The organism is Stenotrophomonas sp. STEN083 (assembly GCF_056759195.1).
Map to the genome: position 1 here is coordinate 1 of NZ_JBRRCU010000051.1, position 24,674 is coordinate 24,674.

Annotated in this window: 23 protein-coding genes; 12 read left to right on the forward strand and 11 right to left on the reverse strand. The window is 64.1% G+C overall.

Annotated elements, in window-relative coordinates; translation table 11 throughout:
• Window positions 1-123 precede the first annotated feature (123 nt).
• The 3 genes from ACVOK8_RS14210 to ACVOK8_RS14220 form a co-directional block, all read right to left on the reverse strand.
• Complete coding sequence (locus ACVOK8_RS14210; protein WP_481567394.1) at window positions 124-714, reverse strand: cysteine dioxygenase family protein; 591 nt, start codon at window positions 712-714, stop codon at window positions 124-126.
• A 56-nt stretch (window positions 715-770) separates the two neighbouring features.
• Window positions 771-2,375: a carboxylesterase/lipase family protein gene (locus tag ACVOK8_RS14215; protein WP_481567395.1), complete on the reverse strand. Its 1,605-nt coding sequence runs from the start codon at window positions 2,373-2,375 to the stop codon at window positions 771-773.
• A gap of 75 nt (window positions 2,376-2,450) precedes the next feature.
• Entirely contained in the window at window positions 2,451-3,449 is a 999-nt protein-coding gene (locus ACVOK8_RS14220; RefSeq protein WP_481567396.1) for an alpha/beta hydrolase, read from the reverse strand.
• Between the two features lie 140 nt (window positions 3,450-3,589).
• Between ACVOK8_RS14220 and ACVOK8_RS14225 the strand changes: the two genes are divergently transcribed.
• From ACVOK8_RS14225 to ACVOK8_RS14270, 10 genes are all read left to right on the forward strand, one after another.
• Window positions 3,590-4,417, forward strand: a complete 828-nt coding sequence (locus ACVOK8_RS14225) for a 2-keto-4-pentenoate hydratase (RefSeq protein ID WP_481567397.1) — start codon at window positions 3,590-3,592, stop codon at window positions 4,415-4,417.
• Window positions 4,418-4,454: 37 nt separating this feature from the next.
• A complete protein-coding gene (locus tag ACVOK8_RS14230) occupies window positions 4,455-5,459 on the forward strand; it encodes a TRAP transporter substrate-binding protein (protein ID WP_481567398.1) in 1,005 nt (334 codons plus the stop codon).
• Window positions 5,460-5,472: 13 nt separating this feature from the next.
• Complete coding sequence (locus ACVOK8_RS14235; protein WP_481567399.1) at window positions 5,473-6,009, forward strand: TRAP transporter small permease; 537 nt, start codon at window positions 5,473-5,475, stop codon at window positions 6,007-6,009.
• Between the two features lie 3 nt (window positions 6,010-6,012).
• Entirely contained in the window at window positions 6,013-7,296 is a 1,284-nt protein-coding gene (locus tag ACVOK8_RS14240) for a TRAP transporter large permease (protein WP_313172841.1), read from the forward strand.
• 88 nt (window positions 7,297-7,384) lie between these two features.
• Window positions 7,385-8,962: a family 43 glycosylhydrolase gene (locus ACVOK8_RS14245; protein WP_481567400.1), complete on the forward strand. Its 1,578-nt coding sequence runs from the start codon at window positions 7,385-7,387 to the stop codon at window positions 8,960-8,962.
• 48 nt (window positions 8,963-9,010) lie between these two features.
• Window positions 9,011-10,063, forward strand: a complete 1,053-nt coding sequence (locus ACVOK8_RS14250; RefSeq protein ID WP_481567401.1) for a LacI family DNA-binding transcriptional regulator — start codon at window positions 9,011-9,013, stop codon at window positions 10,061-10,063.
• A gap of 218 nt (window positions 10,064-10,281) precedes the next feature.
• Complete coding sequence (gene kduD / locus ACVOK8_RS14255; RefSeq protein WP_481517474.1) at window positions 10,282-11,037, forward strand: 2-dehydro-3-deoxy-D-gluconate 5-dehydrogenase KduD; 756 nt, start codon at window positions 10,282-10,284, stop codon at window positions 11,035-11,037.
• Between the two features lie 425 nt (window positions 11,038-11,462).
• A complete protein-coding gene (locus ACVOK8_RS14260; RefSeq protein ID WP_296250408.1) occupies window positions 11,463-12,101 on the forward strand; it encodes an RpiB/LacA/LacB family sugar-phosphate isomerase in 639 nt (212 codons plus the stop codon).
• 278 nt (window positions 12,102-12,379) lie between these two features.
• Window positions 12,380-13,555, forward strand: coding sequence for a GDSL-type esterase/lipase family protein (locus ACVOK8_RS14265; RefSeq protein ID WP_481567402.1), 1,176 nt, complete (start codon window positions 12,380-12,382; stop codon window positions 13,553-13,555).
• Between the two features lie 278 nt (window positions 13,556-13,833).
• On the forward strand, window positions 13,834-14,565 hold the full coding sequence (locus ACVOK8_RS14270) for an outer membrane beta-barrel protein (protein ID WP_481567403.1): 732 nt from the start codon (window positions 13,834-13,836) through the stop codon (window positions 14,563-14,565).
• A 46-nt stretch (window positions 14,566-14,611) separates the two neighbouring features.
• Here the strand turns inward: ACVOK8_RS14270 and ACVOK8_RS14275 are convergent, their stop codons facing one another.
• On the reverse strand, window positions 14,612-15,541 hold the full coding sequence (locus ACVOK8_RS14275) for a LysR family transcriptional regulator (protein WP_481567404.1): 930 nt from the start codon (window positions 15,539-15,541) through the stop codon (window positions 14,612-14,614).
• A 137-nt stretch (window positions 15,542-15,678) separates the two neighbouring features.
• Here ACVOK8_RS14275 and ACVOK8_RS14280 point away from each other — a divergent pair, with 137 nt between their 5' ends.
• Window positions 15,679-16,389 carry a pirin family protein gene (locus tag ACVOK8_RS14280; RefSeq protein ID WP_481567405.1) on the forward strand — a complete coding sequence of 237 codons (711 nt, stop codon included), beginning with the start codon at window positions 15,679-15,681 and terminating at the stop codon, window positions 16,387-16,389.
• Window positions 16,390-16,713: 324 nt separating this feature from the next.
• On the opposite strand, the gene ACVOK8_RS14285 is transcribed toward ACVOK8_RS14280, so the two are convergent.
• The 5 genes from ACVOK8_RS14285 to ACVOK8_RS14305 are packed head-to-tail and all read right to left on the reverse strand — an operon-like array spanning window position 16,714 to window position 22,417.
• A complete protein-coding gene (locus ACVOK8_RS14285; protein WP_481567406.1) occupies window positions 16,714-17,898 on the reverse strand; it encodes a lipid-transfer protein in 1,185 nt (394 codons plus the stop codon).
• Window positions 17,899-17,947: 49 nt separating this feature from the next.
• Window positions 17,948-18,817: a transporter gene (locus ACVOK8_RS14290; RefSeq protein ID WP_481567407.1), complete on the reverse strand. Its 870-nt coding sequence runs from the start codon at window positions 18,815-18,817 to the stop codon at window positions 17,948-17,950.
• A 52-nt stretch (window positions 18,818-18,869) separates the two neighbouring features.
• Complete coding sequence (locus ACVOK8_RS14295; RefSeq protein WP_481567408.1) at window positions 18,870-20,429, reverse strand: AMP-binding protein; 1,560 nt, start codon at window positions 20,427-20,429, stop codon at window positions 18,870-18,872.
• A 17-nt stretch (window positions 20,430-20,446) separates the two neighbouring features.
• On the reverse strand, window positions 20,447-21,577 hold the full coding sequence (locus tag ACVOK8_RS14300; protein WP_481567409.1) for a DUF5938 domain-containing protein: 1,131 nt from the start codon (window positions 21,575-21,577) through the stop codon (window positions 20,447-20,449).
• Window positions 21,578-21,613: 36 nt separating this feature from the next.
• The gene (locus ACVOK8_RS14305; RefSeq protein WP_481567410.1) at window positions 21,614-22,417 is read right to left on the reverse strand and encodes an SDR family NAD(P)-dependent oxidoreductase; all 804 of its coding nucleotides are present in this window, start codon (window positions 22,415-22,417) and stop codon (window positions 21,614-21,616) included.
• A gap of 169 nt (window positions 22,418-22,586) precedes the next feature.
• Between ACVOK8_RS14305 and ACVOK8_RS14310 the strand changes: the two genes are divergently transcribed.
• Complete coding sequence (locus ACVOK8_RS14310; RefSeq protein WP_481567411.1) at window positions 22,587-23,252, forward strand: TetR/AcrR family transcriptional regulator; 666 nt, start codon at window positions 22,587-22,589, stop codon at window positions 23,250-23,252.
• 132 nt (window positions 23,253-23,384) lie between these two features.
• On the opposite strand, the gene ACVOK8_RS14315 is transcribed toward ACVOK8_RS14310, so the two are convergent.
• Both ACVOK8_RS14315 and ACVOK8_RS14320 read right to left on the reverse strand, forming a co-directional pair.
• Complete coding sequence (locus ACVOK8_RS14315) at window positions 23,385-24,026, reverse strand: DUF2894 domain-containing protein (RefSeq protein ID WP_481567412.1); 642 nt, start codon at window positions 24,024-24,026, stop codon at window positions 23,385-23,387.
• On the reverse strand, window positions 24,023-24,673 hold the full coding sequence (locus ACVOK8_RS14320) for an OmpA family protein (protein ID WP_303748166.1): 651 nt from the start codon (window positions 24,671-24,673) through the stop codon (window positions 24,023-24,025). Before ACVOK8_RS14320 ends, ACVOK8_RS14315 begins: the two co-directional genes overlap by 4 nt.
• Window position 24,674: the final 1 nt, after the last annotated feature.

The following is a 24,674-nucleotide window of genomic DNA, read 5'->3' on the forward strand; positions in this document are numbered from 1 at the left end:
CGCCGCGCGGGGGCGCTCTGTCCTTGCCGGGTCCGGCGGGGCCGCGCGCGCCGCCCCCCCACTACCGGCGTTGGTTGGACTGTCGGCTTCGCGGCTTACGCCGCTCCTGCAAAAGCCGCCGGCTCACGCATCCAGCCCCAGCTCCCTGCACTCACGCGCATACCAGCGTGGCGCATCATCGATCGGCTGGAATACGTGGCTGCGCTCCATCACGCGTTGGTAGACGTGCACCGAGATCGCAATCTGTTCGGCGTCGCTGTTGCGCAGCGTATGGAATTCATCCGGCGGAATCAGGTTGCCTGCACTGCCTTTACAGCCCAGCAGGCAATCGCGTGGTGCAAACCGGTAACGCTCACCATCGCGCTCCAGCATGCGGTACGAGGTGATCTCCAAGCTGCCCTGCCATACGCCTTCCACGCACCACAGGCCGTCGTGGTCGTGCAGCGGCGTGCCCTGCCCCGGCCCCCAGGTCATGGCGATGATGCTGTAGCCATGTTCCGGGCTGCGGTAGATTTCACGGCGCGCGTAGTGGTCATGCACCGGTGCGTGCACGCAGGCCGGCAGCACGATCTGCGGATCGCGGATGGCGCGTTCCAGCACGGCCTGCACCTGGGCGACCGTGCTGTGGGTATCGCTGGCCTGCAAGGCGGCGTCGATACCGTCCAGCAGGCGCTGACGGCCGGCGAATTCGGGATGCGGCGATTGCAATGTCATCGCCGCAGTCTAGGCAAGGCAGGTAAAGATTCCGTTGAAACTATCTGCCGACCAGCTCAGAAGGTGCCGCGCTGGATGAAGGGCGCCTGCTGGTAGAGCCGACGTTCGCCGCCACGGGGGTCGTCCATCTGCCGGCTTTGTGTGTCGAACAGCATCGTTTGTCGGCGTTCCAGCCCATATTGCTGCCACTGCGGCAGGCCAGCGTGATTAGGGTCGCCGTTTCGCGCGAAGGCCAGCAAGGCATCACTCATCGTGTCGGCAAGCTGCTGCATCGCCGCACCGTTGCCGGTGCGGGAACCGGGCTGGGAGTTGTTGTGGAACACCAGCGGGATATCCAGGGTATGGAAGGCACGCAGCTTGGCGGCGTCGCCATCACGGTCATAACCGTCCAGCTGATACGCCCAGGTCGGTGCGCCCTGGCGCGCACGTGCCTCCAGCTCTTCCACCGCGCCGCGCCAGGAGCGTCCGGCAGTGGTGGCGGCGAAGAACACGTCGGACGGCGTGTACTGCGGATACAGGCGGCGGTACTCGGCAATCACCACCGATGGCAACAGATCCACGTATTGCTGGACTTCGAGCTTGGCCGGCAATTCCTCCCAGCTCAGCTCGAAATTCTTCGGGTCGTTGCCGAGGAAGGCACGGGTTTCGTCGTGGGTGTTGCCGATCACCATCGGGATCGCAGCCGATTGCTGTGGCGCCTGCGGCCAGAACGGATGCACCGGCAGGTTGCGTGCGTCCAGCACCGGGCCGACGTAGAGGCTGCTGTTCTCCACGCGCGAGGGATCGCGCACTTTAACCGCCTCCAGCAACTGCTGCATCGGCATGCGCCGCAGTGCTTGGGGATCGACCTTGAGGTGATCGAGCACCAGCTGCGCGCGTTGTGTGGCCGCGCGCGGGCCGGCGGCGGTGGCCTGCTGGCCGCTCATCGTCCAGGCGCGGTGGAACAGGCCCTTGGCTGCCGGCATCGCCATCAGCGTGGCGATCTTGGCACCGCCGCCGGATTGGCCGAACACGGTGACGTTGTCGGCATCACCGCCAAATTCGGCGGCGTGCTGGCGGACCCACTGCAGTGCCTGGACCAGGTCGAGCTGGCCGACATTGCCGGAGTCCGCGAACGTCTCGTCGCCGAGCTGGGCCAGATACAGGTAGCCAAACAGGTTGAGGCGGTGATTGACCGTCACCACCACCACGTCGCCGCGTCGGCTCAGGTTGCCGCCGTCGTACAGCGGGTCGCTGCCGGAGCCGTTGTTGTAGGCACCGCCGTGGATATAGAACAGGATCGGCCGCTTGCCGCCGTCACGCAGTGCTGGCGTCCACACGTTGAGGTAGAGGCAGTCTTCGCTGCCCGGGCCTTCGCCGCCGGTTTGCGGGGCCGCGGTTGCGTAGTCGAGCGCATCGCGTATGCCGCGCCAGGGTTGTTCCTGCAGGGCGGACTGGAAGCGGCGAGGCGCGGTGTCGGCGCCGTAGGGGATGCCGCGGAATACGTGGGTGCCGGATTCTGTCTGGCCGGCGACGCGGCCGCTGCGGACGCGGGCGATGGGACTGCTGCCGGTGTTTGCCCAGCTGGAGTTGCTGAGGGTGGCAAGGCTGGTTGCTGCGGCCAGCAGGGTGGTTTGCTGGAGGAAGCTGCGGCGGGCGGGGTTGTTTGGGGTTTGCGGCATGGTGGTGTCCTGGGGTGGTGGGGATTGGGCGCGCTTCGCCCTCTCCCCAACCCCTCTCCCGCAGGAAGAGGGGCTTTAAAGGCTGGGTTTGGGCTGGATTGGCTGTTGCGATGCAATCCAGCTCAGGGCCAGTTGAGGCCATGCCGCTGTCGTGAGGCCCGCTGTGCCGCGTGTACCGAAGCCGTGGCCGCCATGCGGGAACAGATGCATTTCGCTGCTGACCTTGGCACTGCGCAGGCTGTCGTAGAACAGCAGGCTGTTGCCTACCGGTGCTACTTCGTCATCGGCGGCATGCAGCAGGAAGGTTGGTGGTGTATCCGTGCGGACCTGCAGCTGCATCGAGTACTGCTGCAGCAGTTCGTCGCTGGGCGCGCTGCCGAGCAGGCGTTCGCGTGAGCCTGCATGCACGTCGTCGCCGCGCATCGTGATGACCGGGTACATCAGCAGTTGGAAGTCCGGGCGTGCGCTTTCCGCGTCGATTGCGTCGCTGTGTGGATAGACATTGCGGTCAAAGCCATTGCCCAGTCGCGCGGCCAGATGCCCGCCAGCGGAAAACCCCATCGTGCCGATACGCTGCGGGTCCAGGCCCCATTCGGTGGCGCGGTGACGGATCAGCCGCAGTGCACGCTGCGCATCGGCGAGTGCCGCTTCGCGGTCGGTACGGCCTTCGCCGGGCAACCGGTAGCGCAACACGAACAGGGTCACCTTGCCCTGTTCCACCAGGGCCGGCACCAGCGCCGTGCCTTCCTTGTCCAGCACGACGCGCTGGTAGCCGCCGCCGGGGATCACCAGCAAGGCACTGCCGTTGGGTTTGGCCGGGCGATACGCCACCAGATACGGCGCGCTGACATGGTCGATATAGCGGTCCGGCAGCGCCGGATCGCTGCTGCGTTCGACGATGCGCTGCGCTTGCGACAGCGGCTTGTCCCCCGGTGCCATGCCCTGCGGCCATAGCGCGATACGGTCAGCCGACCCTGCTGCGGGTTCACCATCGGTGGCGGCCAATACGGTTGCCGGAAGCAAGCCGAAAAAAGCGGCGAAAGCCAGCTGCAACAAGGGTTTCAGTCGAATCATGGGCGTAGCGGTCAGGTCTTGGCTGAGGGCGTGGTACAGGTTCTGGTGCAGTGCACATTGTCAGATGACACCGGTTTACCTTATACAGCCAGTCACAGCACTGTCGATGGGCAGTGCAGCAAAGTCACCAGGAGACGCACTTGAGCAACGACCAAGGCAGCCAGCCGCAGGCGCCAGCCGCGCTGGACGAGATTGCCCGCACTTTTGTGGAAGCACGCCGCGATGGCCGCTCGCTTCCGGATTTCCCCGGTGCGATCCCGGACGACCTGGTCACCGCCTATCAGGTGCAGGATCTGGCGATCGGCCGCTGGGATGACAGCGTGGTTGGCTGGAAGGTCGGCTATATCGCCGCCGAACGCCGCGACAGCTCCGGCGACGACCGCCTGCTCGGCCCGATTTTCAAACGCAATCTCTGGAATGCTACCGGTAGCATCGTGGAGATCCCGGTATTTGAAGCCGCTGGCGGCTTTGCCGCGGTGGAGGCCGAGTACGTGCTGGAACTGCTGGCCGATGCACCGGCCGACAAGCTCGACTGGACCCCGGAAGAAGCCGAAGCGCTGCCGGCCAAGCTTTACATCGGCGTGGAAGTCGCCAGCAGCCCGCTGAAGACCATCAACGTGCTCGGTCCGCGCGTGGTGGTGTCCGACTTCGGCAACAACAACGGCCTGGTGCTGGGCGGCGAAGTGCCGAACTGGACCCGCTGCGATGAGCCGGAACTGCGTGCGCAGACCGAGATCGACGGCATCGTGGTCGGCACCGGTGGCGCCACCACCCTGCCCGGCGGCCTGCGCGCGGCCTATGCCTTCGCACTGTCGCGTTCGGCCAAGCGTGGCCGGCCGTTGAAGAAGGGCGAGCTGATCGCTACCGGCAATGCCACCGGCATCCACGACATCGCTGTGGGCCAACAGGCATTGATTCGCTTCGCCGGTTACGGCGACATTTCCTGCAAGGCTGTGCCGGCCGGGTAATCCCGGCGGCCACGGTAGCAACGCGTTGGAGGGCGCTATGGTTACTCGAAGAGGATTTCTCAAGACCGGCATGGGGGCATTGGCCGTACCGGTACTTGCCGCCTGCTCTGGCGGCGGCAAAGGTGCGGCCGCTGGCAGTCAGCTGCTGACCGCCACCGATGTGCACGTGGCCGACTACCCGACGGTCACCGCGGTGAAGTGGATCGGCGAACAGCTGCTGCGCGAAACCGGCGGCCGTCTCGGCCTGACCCAGTTCCACTCCGGCCAGCTCGGCCGTGAGTCCGAGGCGATCGACATGGCCCGCTTCGGTGCCATCGACATCACTCGTGTTTACTCCGGCGCACTCAACAACGCGTTCCCGCTGACCCGCGCGCTGTGCCTGCCGTATGTCTTCGATTCGGTCGAACATATGCGCCGCGCACTTGATGGCGGTATCGCCGATGCGGTGCTGCAGGGCTTTGAAACCCGCGAGCTGGTCGGCCTGGCGGTCTATGACTCCGGTGCGCGCAGCTTCTACAACACCAAGCACCCGATCATCACGCCCAAGGACCTGCACGGCTTGAAGCTGCGCGTGGCCAGCTCGGACATCTTCCTGCAGCTGATGCGTCTGTTCGGTGCCAACCCCACGCCGATGTCGCTGGGCGACACGTTCTCCGGCATGGAGACGCACATGATCGACGGCGCCGAGAACAACATGCGCAGCTTCCATTCCAGCCGTCATTTCGAGGCCGCGCATTACTGGTCGGAAAGCCAGCATTCGTACGCGCCGGACATTCTGCTGATGTCGCGCCGCAGCCTGGATGCGCTGACCCCGTCCGATCGTCGCCTGGTGATCGATCTGGCGCGGCAATCGGTGCAGGTGATGCGCACCGCCTGGGACGCATCCGAAGACAAGGCCCGCGAGGCGGTACTGGCGTCCGGTGTGAAGTCGAATGCGGTCGACATGCCGGCGTTCCGCGCCGCCGCTGAGCCGTTGCTGCGTGACTACCTGCAGCAGGCCGATATCGCCGCGCTGCACCGTCGCATCCGCGACTTCGCCTGAGGGGGCCGTACCGATGTCTGATTCCAACGTACAAGTGGCCCCGGCAGGACTCCAGCGCGTGCTGGAGAAAGTTGCCGACGTAGTCATCTACATCGCCGTCGCCGCCCTGCTTGGGCTGGTGGTGGTGCAGGGCTGGCAGGTCTTCGCCCGCTATGTGATCAATGATTCGCCGAGCTGGACCGAGCCGGTCACGCTGCTGCTGCTGAGCACCACAATGAGCATGGGTGCGGCGGCCGGTGTGTATACCAACCGCCATTTCGGTTTCTTCCTGTTGGCAGAGCAGATGCACCCGCTGGTCAAGCGCCTGATCGATGCGCTGGTGCCGCTGATCGTCGGCACCATCGGCGGCTTCCTCGCCTGGTGGGGCTGGGTGTTGTGGCTGGACGGCCTGCACATCAAGACCGCCGGTGCCAACCTGCCGCAGAGCGTGAACTACCTGCCGCTGAGCATCGGTGGTGCGCTGATGGCGCTGTTCGCACTCAATCGCCTGCTGTTGTCGCTGCGCGTTGGCGCCGGCACTGCTGCCAACGCTGCCGAAGGGGACCGCTGAGTCATGGGTATCGCAATTCTTTTCGCCGTATTCGGCGTGCTGTTGTTGATCGGCGTACCGGTGGCCTACGCACTTGCCGCCGCCGCGCTGGCGACCTTGTTGTACCTGGACATTCCCAGCATCGTGCTGGTGCAGCAGATCTCGGCCGGTACCGGCTCGGCCTCGCTGATCGCCATTCCGCTTTTCATCTTCGCCGGTGAAATCATGATGCGCGGCGGTATTTCCGAACGGCTGATCTCGCTGGCCTCATCGCTGGTTGGGCGCCTGCGTGGTGGTCTGGGCCAGGTCTCGATCCTGTCCTCGCTGTTCTTCGGCGGCGTATCCGGCTCGGCCATCGCCGACGTGTCGGCGGTTGGCGGCACGATGATCCCGCAGATGGTAAAGCGCGGTTACGACCGTGATTTCGCGGTCAACGTCAGCATCACCGCCGCACTGGTGGCGCTGCTGGTGCCGCCCTCACATAACCTGATCTTGTTCTCGGCTGCGGCCGGTGGTGGCCTGTCCATTGCCGATCTGTTCGCCGCGGGCATCGTGCCGGCGTTGTTGATGACGGTGGTGCTGATGGTCACCGGCTACGTGGTTGCTCGGCGTCGTGGCTACGGCGTGGAAGCGTTCCCGGGTTGGCGCGCGGTGCTGTTGCGACTGGTTGCCGCCCTGCCCGGCCTCGGCCTGGTCGGCCTGATCTTCTTTGGTATCCGCGCCGGTATCTTCACCGCGGTGGAATCGGCGGCAATCGCCGTGGTCTACGCCTTGCTGGTGACCACCGTGCTGTACCGCCAGCTGCGCATCAAGGAGTTCTTCGAAACCGTCATCCATGCGGCGCGCAGCACCGGCGTGATCCTGTTCGTGATCGCCACCGCTGCGGTGTTCGGTTGGCTGCTGGCCTACCTGCAGGTGCCTGCGGCGGCGGTGGAGTTCCTGCAATCGTTCGCCCACAGCAAGTACATGGTGCTGTTGATGATCGTGGTGATGCTGCTGTTGCTGGGCACCTTCATGGACCTGGCGCCGATGATCCTGATCTGCACGCCGATCTTCCTGCCGGTGGCCAAGGCCTATGGCATCGACCCGATCCACTTCGGCCTGGTGCTGGTGCTGACCGGTGGCCTTGGCCTGGTCACACCGCCGGTGGGCTCGGTGCTGTTCATTGGTACCGCCATCGGCAAGATCAGCGTCGGCGAAAGCATGAAGACCATCTGGCCGTTCTGGATGGCCGGCCTGCTGGTGCTGTTGATCGTGACCTTCTTCCCCGAACTGTCGCTGTGGCTGCCGGCCTTGCTGCGTAGCTGATGCATGCACGCTGCGGACAGGTTGGTGCCTGTCCGCAGCCGTGGTTTGACGCTGGCGTTTGCGCCGCGCCTTCAACATGGAGATGACGATGAACGTGACCCGTACCCTGGCCGCGCTGGCCACCGCATGCCTGCTGGCCGCCGTACCGGCCTGGGCCGCCGATGCACCTATCAGCCCGAAGCGTGGCATCGAGCACCAGCGCATGGCCGATCTTGGCAATGGAAGCTTCCTCAACCCGGTGCTGGCTGGCGATCACCCGGATCCGTCGGTACTGAAGGACGGTGCTGATTACTACCTCACCCTGTCCTCGTTTGATGCCTACCCCGGCCTGCCGATCTGGCATTCGCGCGACCTGGTCAACTGGCAGCCGCTGGGCCATGCCATCACCACCAACGTCGGCGCGATCTGGGCGCCGGACATCATCAAGCACAAGGGCCGCTACTTCATCTATTTCCCGGCGCGCACCGGTGATTCGCGCAGCAATTTCGTGGTCTGGGCCGATGACATCAGGGGCCCGTGGAGCGAGCCGATCGACATCGGCCTGTCCGGCTATATCGACCCCGGCCACGCGGTCGGCGAGGACGGCAAGCGCTACCTGTTCCTGTCCGGTGGCGATTACGTGCAGATCAGCGATGACGGCCTGAGCGTGGTCGGCAAGCCCAAGCATGTCTATGACGGCTGGCGTTACCCGGAAAGCTGGGACGTGGAGTCCTACGCGCAGGAAGGCCCGAAGATCAGCCAGCGCAATGGCTGGTATTACATGACCACCGCGGTCGGCGGCACCGCCGGTCCGCCGACCGGGCACATGGTCATCACCGCACGCTCGCGCTCGATCCACGGGCCGTGGGAAAACGCACCCAACAACCCCATCACCCGCACCGTCGATCGCGCCGAGCCATGGTGGTCGCGTGGCCATGCCACCCTGATCGAAGGCACCGATGGCCGCGGCTGGATGATGTATCACGGCTACGAGAACGGTTACTGGACGCTGGGCAGGCAGATGCTGCTGGAGCCTATCGAATGGACCGAAGATGGCTGGTTCGTGGCCAAGGGCGGAGATCTGGGCGCGCCGCTGGTCAAGCCTTCCGGTGAAGCGCTGCCGCATGGCATGGCGCTGTCCGATGACTTCAAGGGCGGCAAGCTTGGCCCGCAGTGGTCGTTCTTCAACCCGACCCGCGACGAGTACCAGCGGCTGTCCTTCGGCAAGGATGGCATGAGCCTGCAGGGCAAGGGTACGACCCCGCGTGACAGCTCACCGCTGACCGCCATTGCCGGTGACGTCGCCTATCAGTTCGAAGTGGAGATGGACATCGAGCCCGGTGCCTTTGGTGGCGCCCTGCTGTATTACAGCGACCGCCTTTACGCGGGCGTGGGCAGCAATGGCGAGCAGTTCATCCTGCACCGCTATGGCGAGGAACGCCCCACCCGGCCCCAGCCCAGCGCCAGCGGCGGCAAGCTGTGGCTGAGGGTCACCAACAACCGCCATATCCTCACCGTCCATACTTCCAAGGACGGCAGCAGCTGGCAGAAGTATCCTGTTCAGATGGAAGTCTCCGGCTACCATCACAATGTGGCGGGGAAATTCCTTGCGCTGAAGCCGGCCATCTACGCCGCCGGCAATGGCAAGGTTCATTTCCGCCAGTTCCGCTACCGCGCCTTGGATTGAGCGCGGCCCGATAGAATGAATGTATTGAACGGTTTCAAGGATAAGCCCTTGCGCAAGAATGCCGATGTCGCCGCCACGCCCAAAGCGCTGGGACGGCCCGCCACCATCAACGACATCGCGCGTTTGTCGGGGGTTTCCAAGAAGACGGTCTCGCGGATCATCAACAACTCGCCGCTGGTGCGCAAAGACACCCGCGACAAGGTTGAAGCGCTGATGCGCGAGGTCGGCTACACGCCCGATCCCTTGGCGCGTGGGTTGGCGTTCCGGCGCTCGTTCCTGATCGGCATGGTCTACGACAACCCCACCGCGCAATACGTGGTGGACATGCAGAACGGCGCGCTGGACGCGCTGCGTGGCTCCAGCTTCGAGCTGGTGGTGCACCCCTGCGACACCCGCAGCCCCGGCTATATCGAGGGCGTGAAGCGCTTCGTGCAGCAGCAGAAGCTGCACGGCGTGATCCTGGTGCCGCGTGCTTCCGAGGACCAGGCGCTGGCCGACATGCTGGATGAGATCGGCTGCCGCTTTACCCGCATCGCCGCCCTGCCGCTGGATGAAACCTCGCAGATGGTGATCACCCATGACCGCGACGGCGCTGCTGAAGCGGCCGATTACCTGCTGTCGCTGGGCCACCGCGACATCGCCCTGATCACCGGTCCCACCGCCTATCGTTCTGCGCACGAACGCACCGCGGGCTTCCTTGAAGCGCTGGAGCGGCGTGGCATCGAGCTGCCACCGGCACGCATCATCGAGGCCGGTTACACCTTTGAATCGGGTGTGGCCGCGGCCGAAAAACTACTGCTGGGCAAGCAGCGCCCGACCGCCATCTTCACCGGTAACGATGAGATGGCTGCCGGCGTCTACAAGGTCGCCATGCGTGCCGGCATCAGCATTCCACGCGAGTTGTCGATCGTCGGTTACGACGACAGCCCGCTGGCCTCACGGCTGTGGCCATCGCTGACCTCGGTGCGCCGCAACACCCGTGACACCGGGAGAACAGCGGCTGCGATGCTGATCCAGCCCGAGGGCAAGACCGCCATGCCGATGGCCAGCGTGCGCCCGCATCTGATCGTGCGCGATTCCTGCCAGCCGCCGCAGGACTGATAGCCCCCAAGTTTTTGTTTTTCAAAGAAAACCGCTTATTTTGCAGTGCAAAATGACACCGGTTTCCATAATTGGCTAGAATCGCCCGGCAGGCCCGCGGATTGCAGCGGCGGGCCACTGGACAGATGCGCTGACCGGACCAATACCGGTGCCATCGCCCCGCTCCGGCACCCGCCGCCGGCAGCACCATCGAACTACCGCTCTGGGAGAGGAACAGCATGACGAATCCATTCAGTCTCGAAGGCAAGGTCGCCTTGGTAACCGGTGCCAATACCGGTCTGGGCCAGGGCATCGCGCTGGCGCTGGCCGCCGCCGGTGCCGACATTGCCGGCGCCGGCATCGTCCCGGCCGACGAGACCGCCGAGAAGGTGCGCGCGCTGGGGCGCCGCTTCCTCAACATCGAAGCCAACCTGATCAGCATCGAACCGGTTGAGCGCGTGGTTGCTGAAACCATTGCCGGCCTGGGCCGCATCGACATCCTGGTCAACAACGCCGGCCTGATCCGCCGTGCCGACGCAGTGGATTTCAGCGAGAAGGATTGGGACGACGTGATGAACGTCAACATCAAGTCCGCGTTCTTCATGAGCCAGGCCGCCGGCAAGCAGTTCATCGCCCAGGGCAGCGGCAAGATCATCAACATCGCCTCGATGCTGTCCTTCCAGGGCGGCGTTCGGGTGCCGTCGTATACCGCTTCCAAGAGCGGCATCGCCGGCATCACCCGCTTGCTGGCCAATGAGTGGGCAGGCAAGGGCGTGACCATCAACGCCATTGCCCCGGGTTATATGGCCACCGATAACACCGCGCAGCTGCGTGCCGATGAAGACCGCAACAAGGCGATCCTGGACCGCATCCCGGCCGGCCGCTGGGGCAAGCCGGAAGACCTGGGCGGCACGGCAGTGTTCCTGGCATCCAGTGCGTCGGATTACGTCAACGGCGCGATCATTCCGGTGGATGGTGGTTGGTTGGCGCGCTGAGGATTGAAGGTGGTGAAGCGGAAGCTTAAAGGCAGGTACGAAGCGTAAAGCTGAAAAGCCAGAAGCGCCCTCACCCCTACCCCTCTCCCGCATGCGGGAGAGGGGAAAGCAACAGCCAAGGCAGGAGCTGGGGCAACAGCTAAAGCAACAGCAGAAGCAACAGCAGAAGCCAAAGCAAAAGCCGAAGCAAAAGACGAAGCAGAAGCCGAAGCAGAAGCCGAAGCAAAGGCAGAAGCAAAGGCAGAAGCAGGCGCGATAGCGATAGCGAGCACAGGCAGCCAAGCTGCAGTCGCGCGCAGCACAGATTTCCCTTCTCCCGCTTGCGGGAGAAGGTGCCCCGAAGGGGCGGATGAGGGGAGCTTTTGCTTTTGCTTCCGCTTCCACCTCATCAACAACAACGTTTCCCCCTAATTGAGAGTCACGCAATGAAAATCGCATTGATGCAGGAGTTCAGCCAGGCCGCCAAGAACCCGGTGGTGCTGGAGCAGCTCAACACCGTCGCCGCCGCACAGGGCCACGACGTGTTCAACGTTGGCATGGACGGTGACAACGATCACCGCCTGACCTACATCCACCTCGGCATCTGCGCCGCGCTGCTGCTCAACGCCAAGGCCGTTGATTTTGTGGTCGCCGGCTGCGGCACCGGGCAGGGCGCGATGATGTCGCTCAATGCATGGCCGGGCGTGTTCTGTGGCTACTGCATCGAGCCGACCGATGCCTTCCTGTTCGCTCAGGTCAACAGCGGCAACGCGCTGGCACTGCCGTTCGCCAAGGGCTTCGGCTGGGGCGCGGAAATCAACATCCGCTACATCTTCGAGAAGGCATTTGCCGGTGAGCGCGGCCAGGGTTACCCGGCCGAGCGCAAGGAATCGCAGATGGCCAATGCCGGCATCTTGGCACAGGTGAAACAGGGCGCCTCGAAGGACTTCGTCGAAGGCCTGAAGTCCATCGACCAGGAACTGGTGAAGCAGGCCGTGGGTGGTGAGCGCTTCCAGAAGGCGTTCTTCGACAATGCGCAGGACGACAACATCGTCGCCTACGTGAAGAGCGTGCTGGGCAAGTAAGCCCACGCATGCAGTAGGGCCCTTGCGGGCAGACAAGGGCGCCCGCGGGCGCCTTTGTTGTTTGTGGATATCGATGCACCCAACGGCACATTCGTAATGTTGGATACCAGCCCTTCTCCCCTTGCGGGAGAAGGTGCCCGACGGGCGGAGGAGGGGAGGCGTGCATCGCACGCATGCTTCTTGGTGCTGGAACTCATCAAGCCAGCGATCTTCGATCGCCCCCTCTCCCCAACCCCTCTCCCGCAAGGGGAGAGGGACTTCAAGACGAACAGCAAAGCATGAAGACCTCAGCATTTTTCCTCATCGCCCTTTGCGCTCTCATTTCCAGCGCCCGCGCCAACGAATCCGCCCACCGCGTCTTCATAGCCGCAGACTCAACCGCAGCCAGCTACGGCCCCGAGCGCGCGCCGCAGGCCGGCTGGGGCCAGGCGCTGCAAAGCTGGCTGGATGAAGGCCAATGGCAGGTGCGCAACCATGCCGTCGGCGGGCGCAGCACCCGCAGTTTCATCAACGAAGGGCGCCTGGATGCAATCGAAAAGGAACTGCTGCCAGGCGACGTATTGCTGATTCAGTTCGGCCACAACGATGCCAAGCTGGAAGATCCAACGCGTTACACCAATCCAGACAGCGACTATCAGCAATTCCTCTCGCGCTATATCGCCGCTGCGCGTGCGAAAGGCGCGACGCCAATCCTGATCACGCCTGTCGCACGCCTGCTCTACGACTTTGGCGCGCTGCTGGATACGCACGGTCGCTATACGCAGGCGATGAAACACGTTGCCAGCGAACAGAACGTGCAGCTGATCGATCTCAACGCCAGCTCGATGGCATGGATACGCGCGCTGGGCGAGCAGGGTGCCAAGCCTTACTTCATGTTCGTGCCCGAACAGAACAAGGCCGATGGCACTCACTTCAGCGCTGCCGGTGCAACCGCGGTGGCCTGTCTGGTGATGCGCGGCTGGGTGGATATCGCGCCGCAGCTGAAGCCCACACTCAAGCGTGATATCGATTGCGGTGCGATCAGCGTAGGGCAGGGCGTCACGCCTTCTACGCCGAGTGCTGCGGCACCTGCCGTTGCAACGCCAAAGCAGGATGTAACCAATCCGCACGGTTCACAGGTCATCCGCGAACAGGATACTGGCCGCCAGCAACCTGGCCCGCACGGTGGTGCCGGCCCGACCACCGCCTATTCGTTCTTCGCCGAGGTAAGCGATCTTCCCTTCGTCATGCGCAAGCGCGTACTGCATAAGGGCGCCGGTATCGGCCTGCATCCGCAGCACAAGGATGAGATCTATTACATCGTCAGCGGCCGCGGTCTGTACGTGCTGGACGGCAAGCAACATGAGGTTGGCCCGGGCCACGCTCTACTCACCCGCAGCGGCAGCAGCCATGCCCTGCAACAGACGGGTGAAGACGATCTGGTGGTGATGCTGGCGTATCCGGCGACGCGTTGATTGCGCGGTTTGTCAGCCCAACCCGGCTCGCCGCAGCGGTGATCGGCCGTGGCATTGGTCCAAGGGGGGCGTACCAACGGCACCTCCGCGGCGGATGAAGATGCCGCTACCGGACCAGCTTGACACGGCATCGGGCGGCCCCCAATGTGCCGTCCTTAGGGGCTTCCGATCCAGACAACCGCCGCTTCTGCGCGAGCAGAAGCCGGCGGCGCCCGTCCTGCGGGCGTGGCGGTTCGGCTCAGGAAGAATGGAATACGCATCATCCAGGATGGAATCAGATGAAGAAGACCTGCCTTGCCGCACTCGTTCCGCTGTTTCTGCTGACTGCAGGCGCTGCCGATGCGCAGTCCATTTCCAAAGGCTGGGCGGCCTACCGCGCCCAGCAGACTGCCCCCGCCGCTACAACGCCAGCGCAGCCCCCATTGGCCGGCGAGACTGCGCCGCAGGTGGCTCCTGCTACCCCCGTCGCCCCGACACCAGCAACGGCACCCGCGCCGCAGTGGGGCGGCACACCGTCCAGGAACGAGCAGCCGCAACATGGCTTCTTCGTCGGCGTGCAGGGTGGTGCTGGTTGGGTCTACGAGGATGCCGATCAGCGAGCGGTTTCCGTCAGCGCGGGCTATCGCTGGCAGATCGAAGATTTCGCCCAGGTGGGTATCGAGCTTGGTGCAGGGAAGCTGCGGGAAACGCACGAGAAGGACTTTCTTGCACCTGAGGTCAGGTTCACCAATATCGGCGCGAATGCGCGTTTCAGCTTTGGCAGGAACAGCGCGTGGTTCGGCACCGTGCGTGCGGGCTACTGGCGTGCCAAGTCGGATGATTACTGGGGCAAGGTCAGCACCGACGGTCTCTACGCGGGCCTGGGTGTTGGTGTGGACGTCAGCCGCCACTTCAACCTGCAGCTGATGTACACCGGCTACCTGTACTCGGCGGACTACAACTACAACGACGAAGAGTACGAAGTGAATGGCGCCGACACGCTCACTCTGGGTGCGGAAGTCCGCTTCTGATTGCCTGCACGCCGGTCGTTGCGGATCGGCTCATGGGCGCGTTCGATTAGATGCCATGCCGGCCAGGTGCCGCCCACGGCTCCTTCTCCAAACGCAGCGCCAGGTAGTCGATCAAGGCCTGTACCCGTGCCGGCCGATGCAGGCCGGGCGGGGTGATGATGCTCAGCGCCAATGGTTCGACCTGCCAGTCGTCCATGGCGGTCTGCAGGCGGCCGTCGCGTAGTTGTTCCCAGACCAGGAACTCCGGCTGCAAGGCCAGCCCAAGCCCTGCTTGCAGGGCGGCATCGAATATGTCGGCATTGTTGGCCTGCAGTTGGCGCGGCACGGTCTGCGCGAACTCGCCGTGGCGCGGGTGGCGGAAGCGCCACGTATTTCCGCTGCGGGTGTAGCTGTACTGGAAGCCGCGGTGCTGGACCAGATCACGTGGATGGCTGGGGCGGCCGTGCGCCTCGAAGTACGCCGGTGACCCGACCAGCAGAATGCGTACCTGGCATAGCTGGCGCGCGCGCAGGCTGGAGTCGGCAAGCGTGGAGATGCGCAGCGCCATGTCGAAGCGTTCGGCCACCAGATCCACCATCTGGTCGCTGAGCTGGATATCCAGCTCCACGTCCGGATGCGCCTGCATGAACCCAGGCAACAGTGGTGCCAGCCGCGACACGCCGAACGACATCGGTGCCGCCAGCCGGATCAGGCCACGCAGCGCTGCCGAACGGTCGGCTATTTCGGCTTCGACGGCCTCGCCTTCATCGAGGATGCGTACTGCCCGCTCCAAGGCCGCTTCACCCGCGGCGGTTAGCGACATGCGCCGTGAGGTGCGGTGGAACAGGCTGGTGCCGATACGCGTCTCCAGCCGGGTGATGGCCTTGGAGACGGTAGCCTGCGACAGCTGCAACTCCTCGGCGGCGCGGGCGAAGGAGCCGGCTTCGGCGACCTTGGCGAATATCGCCCAAGCTTCCAGGTCAGGCAGGCGGTTCATGGCGGCGGCTCGCAGGGCAGGGTGGGGCGATCATGTCACAAATGGAAAGAATGCATTTCCATACTTTCTATTCTCGATATTGAGGTGCAGGCCTAGACTTGCCCCCATCGAAAACCTACAGCTTTCAGGAGAACGCCATGATTGAACGTCGCCCATTTGCCAGCCTCGGTGGAGCCAATCACGGCTGGCTCGATGCCAAGCACCACTTCTCGTTTGCCGAGTACCAGGACAACAAGCGCATGAACTGGGGCGCGATGCGGGTCTGGAACGACGACATTATCCAGCCCGGCACCGGCTTCCCGGCCCACCCGCATGCCGAGATGGAAATCATCACCTATGTGCGCGAAGGCGCCATCACCCACAAGGACGACCAGGGCAACCAGGGCCGTACCGAAGCCGGCGATGTGCAGGTGATGAGTGCCGGCACCGGCATCCGCCACGCCGAGTACAACCTGGAGGCGGGTGTCACCAAGATATTCCAGATCTGGATCTTCCCCGACCAGCGCGGTGGCAAGCCGTCCTGGGGCAGCAAGCCCTTCCCCAAAGGTGAGCGCTCGGGCCGCTTCATCACCCTGGCCAGCGGCATGGAAGGTGACGACGATGCATTGCCGATCCGCGCCAACGCCCGCGTCCTGGGCGCCACGCTGAAGGCCGGCGAGAGCACCGAGTACCACTTCACCGATGCCGACCGTTACGGCTACCTGGTGCCGAACACCGGCAAGGTCGACGTCAGCGGCGTGCTGCTGGAAGCCCGCGATGGTGCAGCCATCACTGGCGAGACCAGTATCCGCATCACTGCGCTGGAAGACTCCGAGCTGGTGCTGGTGGATACCGCGGCGCTGCAATAAGCAGAGCCGGGCACAGGCTTGTAGTGCTGCTCACTTCAGTCAAGCAGCATTGCCCGGGTTGCGAAGTTGATGATGCAGAGGCATCGCAATCCGGTATGGGTCAGCGTTTGTTTGTAGGAGCGGTGTAAGCCGCGAAGCTGACATTGTTGAGGTTCTTGGTATCTGTGCCATCTGCTGATGCAGCTGCTTCGCGGCTGACGCCGCTCCTACAAAAGCTGGTGTGCGTGCTGTTGTAAGTGACGGCTTATACGCGTTCAGTCGATCAGGCTCGCATCAACAACAAAGGGCGCGGATATCCGTGCCCTTTGTCATGCGCTGCCTGCATTACCCCGCCCTCTGATACAGCGTCACCACGCAGGCGCCGCCAAGACCAATATTGTGCTGCAGGCCAACGCGGGCGTTGCTCACCTGTCGTGCATCGGCCTGGCCGCGTAGCTGCCATACCAGCTCGGCGCATTGCGCCAGCCCGGTCGCGCCGAGTGGGTGTCCCTTGGACAGCAAGCCACCGGAAGGATTGACCACTATCTTGCCACCGTAGGTGTTGTCAGCGTCGATGATGAAGCGTTCGGCGTCGCCTTCTGCGCACAATCCCAGCGCCTCATAGCTGAGCAGCTCGTTGCTGGTGAAGCAGTCATGCAGTTCCACCACCTGCACTTCGTCCGGACCGATGCCAGCGCTTTCATAGACCTGTGCGGCAGCACGTTGCGACATGCCATAGCCAACCGTGTCGATCATCGAACTGGCAAAACTGTCGGGGCCATCGGTGGTCATCGCCTGGGCCAGGATGCGCACGGACTTGCCGAGCAGGCCATGGCGGCGCGCGAACGCCTCCGAGCACAGAATCGCGCCGGCCGCGCCGCAGGTCGGCGGGCAGCACTGGTAGCGGGTGAGTGGGTCGTAGACCAGCGGCGACGCCATCACTTGCTCCAGCGTCAGCGGTTGCGCGAACAAGGCATACGGATTGTGGAGGGCATGCCTGCGTGCCTTCACCGCAATGCGGCCGAAGGTTTCGCGGGCGATGCCGTAGCGTTGCTGGTACTCACGCCCGGCTGCGCCAAACAGCTGTGCGGCCAACGGCGCAGCGCTTTCGCCGTGCAGTTTGCTGAGCACTGCCTGATGCCGGTGCAACGGCGATTCGCGGTCATCGAACAAGGTGCCAAGCGCGCCAGGCCGCATCTGCTCGAAGCCCAGTGCCAACACACATTCGGCCGCACCGGACTGGACAGCCTGTCGCGCCAGCCACAGTGCTGTCGATCCGGTCGAGCAGTTGTTGTTGACGTTGACCACGGGGATGCCGCTCAGGCCCAGCTCGTACACCGCACGCTGGCCGCTGGTGGAATCGCCATAGACGTGGCCGACGTAGGCCTGCTGCACATCGGCATAGTCGATGCCGGCATCGGCCAAGGCCTTGCGGCCGGCGTCGGCAGCCATCAACGGATAGGGCGGGCTGGCCCCGGGTTTGCTGAAGGGGGTCATGCCCACACCCACCACCAAGGCGTATTCACCCATCGCCATCATCCTCGCCCAAGTGGCAGGTTGTGAGCTGCGCTGATCATGCTCAGAACACCTTCATCAGTCGCACCTGGGTGATCAGCTTGTCCTTGAAGCCACCTTCGGTATTGAACTCGGTACCGAGCATGCCGTTGACCTGGAAGCTCGGCGTGAACATATGGCTGGCGAAGACTTTGACCACATCACCACGGGTTTTCTGCAGGTCGTAGACATCGTCCTTGAATGACTTACCGCCGGTTACCGCGGAGTAACCGAACGACACCGAGGTGGCTGCCGACAACTGCCTGCGCAGGTAGGCCTGCGCCTGCCAGCTCGGGTCGACCGAGATTTCCACGCCGCGCTCGCGGTGATCCTTCTGCATGGCCACGTCCAGTGCGCCATCGAAGAACCAACCGTTGCCGAAGCCGTGGATCACGCCCAGCTGCGGCATGAAGGTGTAGGTGCCCGAACCCAGCCCGGGCTTGCCCAGGTCGTAGCTGCCGGTTGGCGTTGTCAGGTACCAGGTCACGCCAACCGTGGTGCCCTTGCTCGGCTCGGCAGGTGTGGCAAAGAAGGTGGTGAAACCCAGGGTCAGATCGCCCACGCCGTCGTTGGCATCGGGCTTGGCGCCGCCGACCTGGAAGTTGTCCAGGCTGCCGAACGGCAGGAATGCCTGGTAGGCCACCGGCATGTTGCCGATCTGGCTGTAGTGCAGCACGCGGGCGATGCCAAGGTTGGTATCCAGATGTGAACTTGGAACCCTGCCAACCCCATCCAACGAGAACTCGCTGCTGCTGGAATGACCGGCGTAGAACAGACCCAGCGTGGTGCCTTTCGGCAGCACTGTGTAGTCGCCGGGCATGATGTCGATCGCTGCGGCATTACCGGCGAACAAGAGGGCGGTGATGGCAACGGCAGTGGTGCGCTTGCTCAACATGTAAATCCTCCAGATCGGTGTATTGCGATGAATGCTCCATGCCGCGCCGGTATCACTGCGATAGCGGTGCACGGGGCAGGGTGTCGGTGGCCAACAAGGCCGCACGGATTTCGGGTTTGACGATTTTTCCGACCTTGGACTTGGGCAGGGCCGGCCATAGCTCGATCTGCTTGGGCGCCTTGACCCCGCCCAGCTGTTGGCGGGCAAAGGCAATGAGTTCTTCGGCACTGCTCTCGGCACCGTTGCGCAGCTCCACCACGGCAACGATGCGCTCGCCCCATTTGTCATCGGGCAGGCCGATCACCGCACAGTCCTGTACGGCAGGATGCGCCTGCAGTACTTGCTCCACTTCGATCGAGTACACATTGAAGCCGCCGGTGATGATCATGTCCTTGGCGCGGTCGACGATGTACAGGAAGCCGGCACTGTCCAGATAGCCGATGTCGCCGGTGTGATGCCAGCCGTGACGTGCGGCCTCGGCACTGGCTTCGGGGTTGTTGTAGTAGCCGGCCATCACCAACGAACCACGCACTACGATCTCGCCGCGGCTCTCGATCGGCAGCAGCTGTCCGGCATCGTCCATCACCGCCAACTGGGTCAACGGTGCAGGCTGCCCGGCCGATGTCAGCCGCTGCAGGGCGATGCTGCCGTCGTCGTTGTAGTGATCACGCGGGGCCAGGGTCGACACCACCATCGGTGCTTCGGTCTGGCCGAAGAACTGTGCCATCGGGCCGATCCGTTGCAGTGCATCGGCCAGGCGCTGCGGAGAGATCGGGGCGGCGCCATACCAGAAGCACTGCAGTGAGCCCAGGTCGGTGCTGTCCAAGGCCGGGTGGTCCAGCAGCATGTACAACGCGGTGGGCGGCAGCAGCGTATGGGTAACCCGGTGGTATTCGATCAGCTGCAGGAACGCGCCGTAATCGGCATGGCCCATGATCACGATGCGCCCCCCCAAGGCCAGCATCGGCAGCGCGAATACCCCGGCGGAATGAGTGAGTGGGGCCAGCGCCAGATACACCGGCCTGCCGTTGAAGGGGTAGCGCATCAATACCGTGGCGGTCATCGCCTCCAGGTTGCGCCCGGTCAGCATCACCCCCTTGGGTGTACCGGTGGTGCCGCCGGTGCCAGGCAGCATCACCACATCGTCCAGCGGCTCGCGCTGAAAGGGCGTGTCGTCGTGTGGGAACAACCACTGCTGCAGGGCGGGGGCGATATCCAGCTCGGCGTCGAGGCAGATCACCGCGCGCAGCTTGGGCAGATCCGGCAGCATGGTCCGCACCATCGCCGCGTAGCTGCTGTGGAAAATCAGCGCGCTGCAGTCAAAGCCATCCAGCACCGCGCGGTTTTCACTCGCTTCATTGCGTGGATTGATCGGGCACCACACCGCGCCGCTACGCGAGATGCCAAATACACAGCAGAATGCGAAGAGGTTGTTGCCCGACAGAATGGCCACCTTCTCGCCTGCAGCCACGCCGCTGGCCGCCAATGCGCGGCCGACACGGTAGCTAAATGCCTGCACCTGCGCGTAGCTCAGCTCGGTGCCGTCCATGCTCAGGCAGGGCGCCTGTGCACCGAGCGAGGCGCCTTTGTCGAGGTAGTCGATCAGTCGCATCGTCGTGGTCCTTGCGCTCAGGCCTGCACGATCAGCAGCGGTGCCTGCACCAGGCCGAAGCTGCGCAGTGCGCCCAGCAACTCGTGGTGGCCAAAAGCCTGGCAGGCCGACGCGAAGCCCACCCGCTTGGGCGGCTGCTGCAGCAACCACGCCGCAGCGAAGGCCTGCAGCAGCCCGGTCTGCTTGTAATTGCAGTTGCCATGGATCACGCAGTGCGCGCGCCCCAGCGGGCCGGAGGCATGCACCGAGTCCACCGATTTGTTGATGCGCGGGTTTTCACGCGGCGGCATGCTGTTCATCACCCCGGATGCGGTCTGCGCCAAGGCTGCATAGCGCTGCTCCGGCGGCATGTCCTTGGTTGCTTCCAGTGCGGCCGCAACAATTTTCGGCACGCCCTGCATCAGCGGTTTGTTGAACACACCGCCAAGTACCCGCACGTTGGCCACACGCGGGTCGCGGCGGAACCACACCGGGTGCGAGGTGCCACCCCACGGCAGCGCCAGTGCCGCTTCGTGCTGGCCTGGGATGCTCAGTTGGTACAGGCCAGCATCCGGCTCCCATTCAACGTACTGGTTCTGCTGCAGGTAATAGGCCTTGGACATCGCCGCGTTGACCAGGATGGTCTGGGTGGAGGCGATGGTCGGGCTGCCACCCCAGAACACGGCGATATCCAGCGTATCCAGCCCCGGTGTTTCCAGACATAGCTGGGCGGCGATCTCGCCGGTTGTGTACATGTGCGCGATACCCGGCGACAGCAGCAGCCCGGCAGCGCCAAAACGCGCGCCCCAGTGTTCATCCAGATGGATCAGCCAATCCTGCTCGCCGGTGGTATCGGCGTAGTGACAGCCGCTGGCCAGGCAGGCCTCCACCACCACGTCGCCATAGCGGCTGAATGGGCCAACGGTGTTGAGCACTACCTTGGCGCCGCGGAACAGCTCGGTCAGCGCGGCAACGTCGTGTTCGACGGCGACCACGTCGTAGTCGGCGGTTTCGATGCCGGCGACGTTGGACTGCATCGCGGCGAGCAGCTTGTCGGCACTGCGACCGGCAGCGATGAAGGGGATGCCGTATTCGCGCAGGTATTCGCAGATCAGGCGCCCGGTGTAACCGGACGCACCGTAGACCACCACGGGGCGCTTGTTGCTCATGGATTTCTCCTGTTCAAGAGTAAGATCGGATCGGGCTTACATGCCCATGCCGCCATCCACCGGCAGCCCCGCACCAGTGATGAAGCGCGCCCGCTGCGAGGACAAAAACACCACCGCGTCGGCGACGTCCTCCACCTCGGCCAGGTGCCCCAAAGGGGTTTGTTCAATCACCGCGCCGACCGCTGCCGGTACGTCTGCCGCCAGCCCGTTGCCGACGATGTCGTTGGCCAGCTGCAGGCCCATCTCGGTGGCGATCAGCCCCGGGTAGATGCAGTTCACCCGCACTCCGTAGCCCAGCTTGCCGGCTTCCATCGCGGCGACCCGGGTCATCCGGTCCACCGCCGACTTGGTGGCGGAATAGCCGGCAATGGCCGGGAAGGCGATGGTGGCGGCGACCGAGGCGATGTTGACCACCGAGCCACCGTCACCGGCAATGCCGTCAGGACGCATCGCACGGAACGCATGCTTCATGCCCAGCGCGGTGCCGATGATGTTGACCTCGCACATGCGGCGCAGGCCGGCGGCGTCGATGTCGGCGATCAGCGAGGTGACCTCGATGCCAGCGTTGTTGACCAGCAGGTCGAACCCGCCCAGTGTCGCCACCGTGGTTGCCACGGCGTGCTGCCACTGCCCATCGTCGGCCACGTCCAGGTGCACGAAGCCTGTCTGTGCTCCGCCGTGCGCCAGTGCCGTCGCGGTGGCCTGACCGGCCTCGTCGAGGATGTCTCCAATCATCACCGCCGCTCCGGCCTGTGCCAGTGCGGCAGCAATGGCCGCACCAATGCCACGTGCGCCTCCGGTAACCAGCGCCTTACGACCAACCAAGCTCTGCTCGCTCATGCTGTCCTCGCTCGATCTGCTGCGTTACGGCGCGGTCGGGATGGCCTGCGCCGGCATTCCTTGACACTCGTCCAACAAACTTTGGACGGATGTAAAGATATTTCTGGACAATTGTCATGCTGCGCCGCGCAATGGCAGAATCAGGGCCGAGTTCTTGACTGGAAACGCCGTGCCGTCCAAGCCCCGCCCGTCGTCACGATCCGCTGCCGTGGTTGCGCCAAAATCTGCCGCTCGCCGGCAGCTGGCTGTACCCGCCGACAAGTTCGCCGCGCGCCGCAGTGAGTTGGCCCAAGCCACGCTGTTGACCTTGGCCGACCTGGGCTATGCACGCACCAGCCTGCGCGAGATCGCGCAGAACTCCGACTACAGCCATGGCGTGCTGCACTATTACTTCAGCGACAAGCTCGACCTGATCAGCTGCAGCATCCGTGAGTACAAGCGTCATTGCGCTACGCGCTATGACGACGTCATTGCCAGTGCGCGCTCGGCTGATGAGCTTGCCAATGGCTTCCTGGCGCGTCTTGGCGAGACACTGCAGAACGATGCGCGGGTGCACAGCCTCTGGTATGACCTGCGTTCGCAGGCCTTGTTTGAAGGCTTTCTGCGCGACGATGTTGCAGAGATCGACCTGCTGTTGCAGGACATGGTCTGGCGGGTGGTGTCCTGTTACGCGGCTTTCAAACACCGGCCGCTGGCAGTGACATCGGAGGCGGCTTACGCATTGATGGACGGCCTGTTCCAGCGCGCCCTGCTGCAGCAGGTTAGCGGAGATGCCGATGCGTTGAAGAACCTGCAGAAGCAGACCAGCAAGGTGATGCCCTTGCTGCTGGGATAGGCGGACAGTACCGGCAGTCCGTGTGCATGCGGCTTCCGGCCCGGCCAAGCGCAGCTGTTGCAGGAAACCACGGGGCTCTCCGGCGGCCCACCCGCATGGGGTCCGTGCCGTTCAGTCGGGCACGCAGGGCGCTCAAGTCTTCTTGCGGCTGGCCTTGCGCTTGCTGGCCGCGCGGGTCGGCTCGACCACGGTGTTGGTGCCGCTGACCGGCTCCATCCACGTCAGCACATCCACATAGGCGATGAAGTGCTGCAGATACTCCGGCGACAGCTCCTGCATCAGCGCCATCGCGCGGTAGGTGAGCACGCTGGAGTTCAGTGGACCGGCATCTTCTGGCAGCGAATCCAGACACTGGCGCAGCAGACTGTCGATGCGGATGCGGCTCCATAGTTGCTGGAACTCATCCAGTGCTGGCATCAACACTGCTTCGGTGCCTTCGCCGCTGTCGTTTTCGCCAGCAGGCGCGTCGGAGGTGCTCAACGGCAACTGGTATTGCAGCGGATCTGCCTGCAGCTGCTGTAGCAGTGATTGCAACGGGCTTTCCACGCTGGTTGGCGCCGCAGGCCCGGCAACTTCAACAGCAACAAGCTGTGCATACGCGGCGGTGAGCTGTGACAGGCGCGCATCGAGCTGCTCGCGTGCGCTGCCCGCATAGTGCTGTGCGCGCTGCGCCAGCGCCGCGATCAGTTCGAAACGTGGTGGATCGCAGCGATCAGCACCGCTTTCGCGCCATGCCTGCAGCTGTGCGAGTGCTGCCGAATCAGTGGGCATCATTGCGCGGCATCGGCCTTGCCGTCCTGCTTGGGACGCGGGATCGGCGCGATCTCGACACGGCGGTTCTTGGCCCGACCAGCTTCGTCATCGTTGCTGCTGACCGGCTGCTCGGCGCCGAAGGCGGCGGCGAATACCGACTGCGACGGCACGCCGTCGGCGATCAGGGTGCGGGTGACGGTGAGCGCACGCGCGGCCGACAGCTCCAGATTGTCGGCGAAGCGGCCATGGACCACACGCACCGGCTGGTTGTCGGTGAAGCCGCTGACCATCAGGATTTCCTCGCGTGCACCGAGATAGTCGCGCAACGGTGCGGCGATACTCTGCAGCAGCTCGCGGCCTTCCGGCTGCAGCTGGTCGGAGTTGAGCGCGAACAACACGCTGCCGCTGATGCCGATGCGGCCGTTGATCACGGTGACGCGCCCAGCAGCCAGCGGTGCAGCCAGTGCCTGCTCCAGCGTCTTCAGCTTGGCGGTCTGTTCCTGGCGTTGCTTGACCTCTTCATCCAGCCGGTTGTGCAGCAACAGCTGGATGCCGATCACGCTGGCCAGGATAAGCACGAATGCGCCGAGCAGCACCGACATCAGGTCGCCGAACGCGGCCCAGGTGGTGGCGCTGGATTCGGCGTCGAATTCGATTTCGTCGCTCATC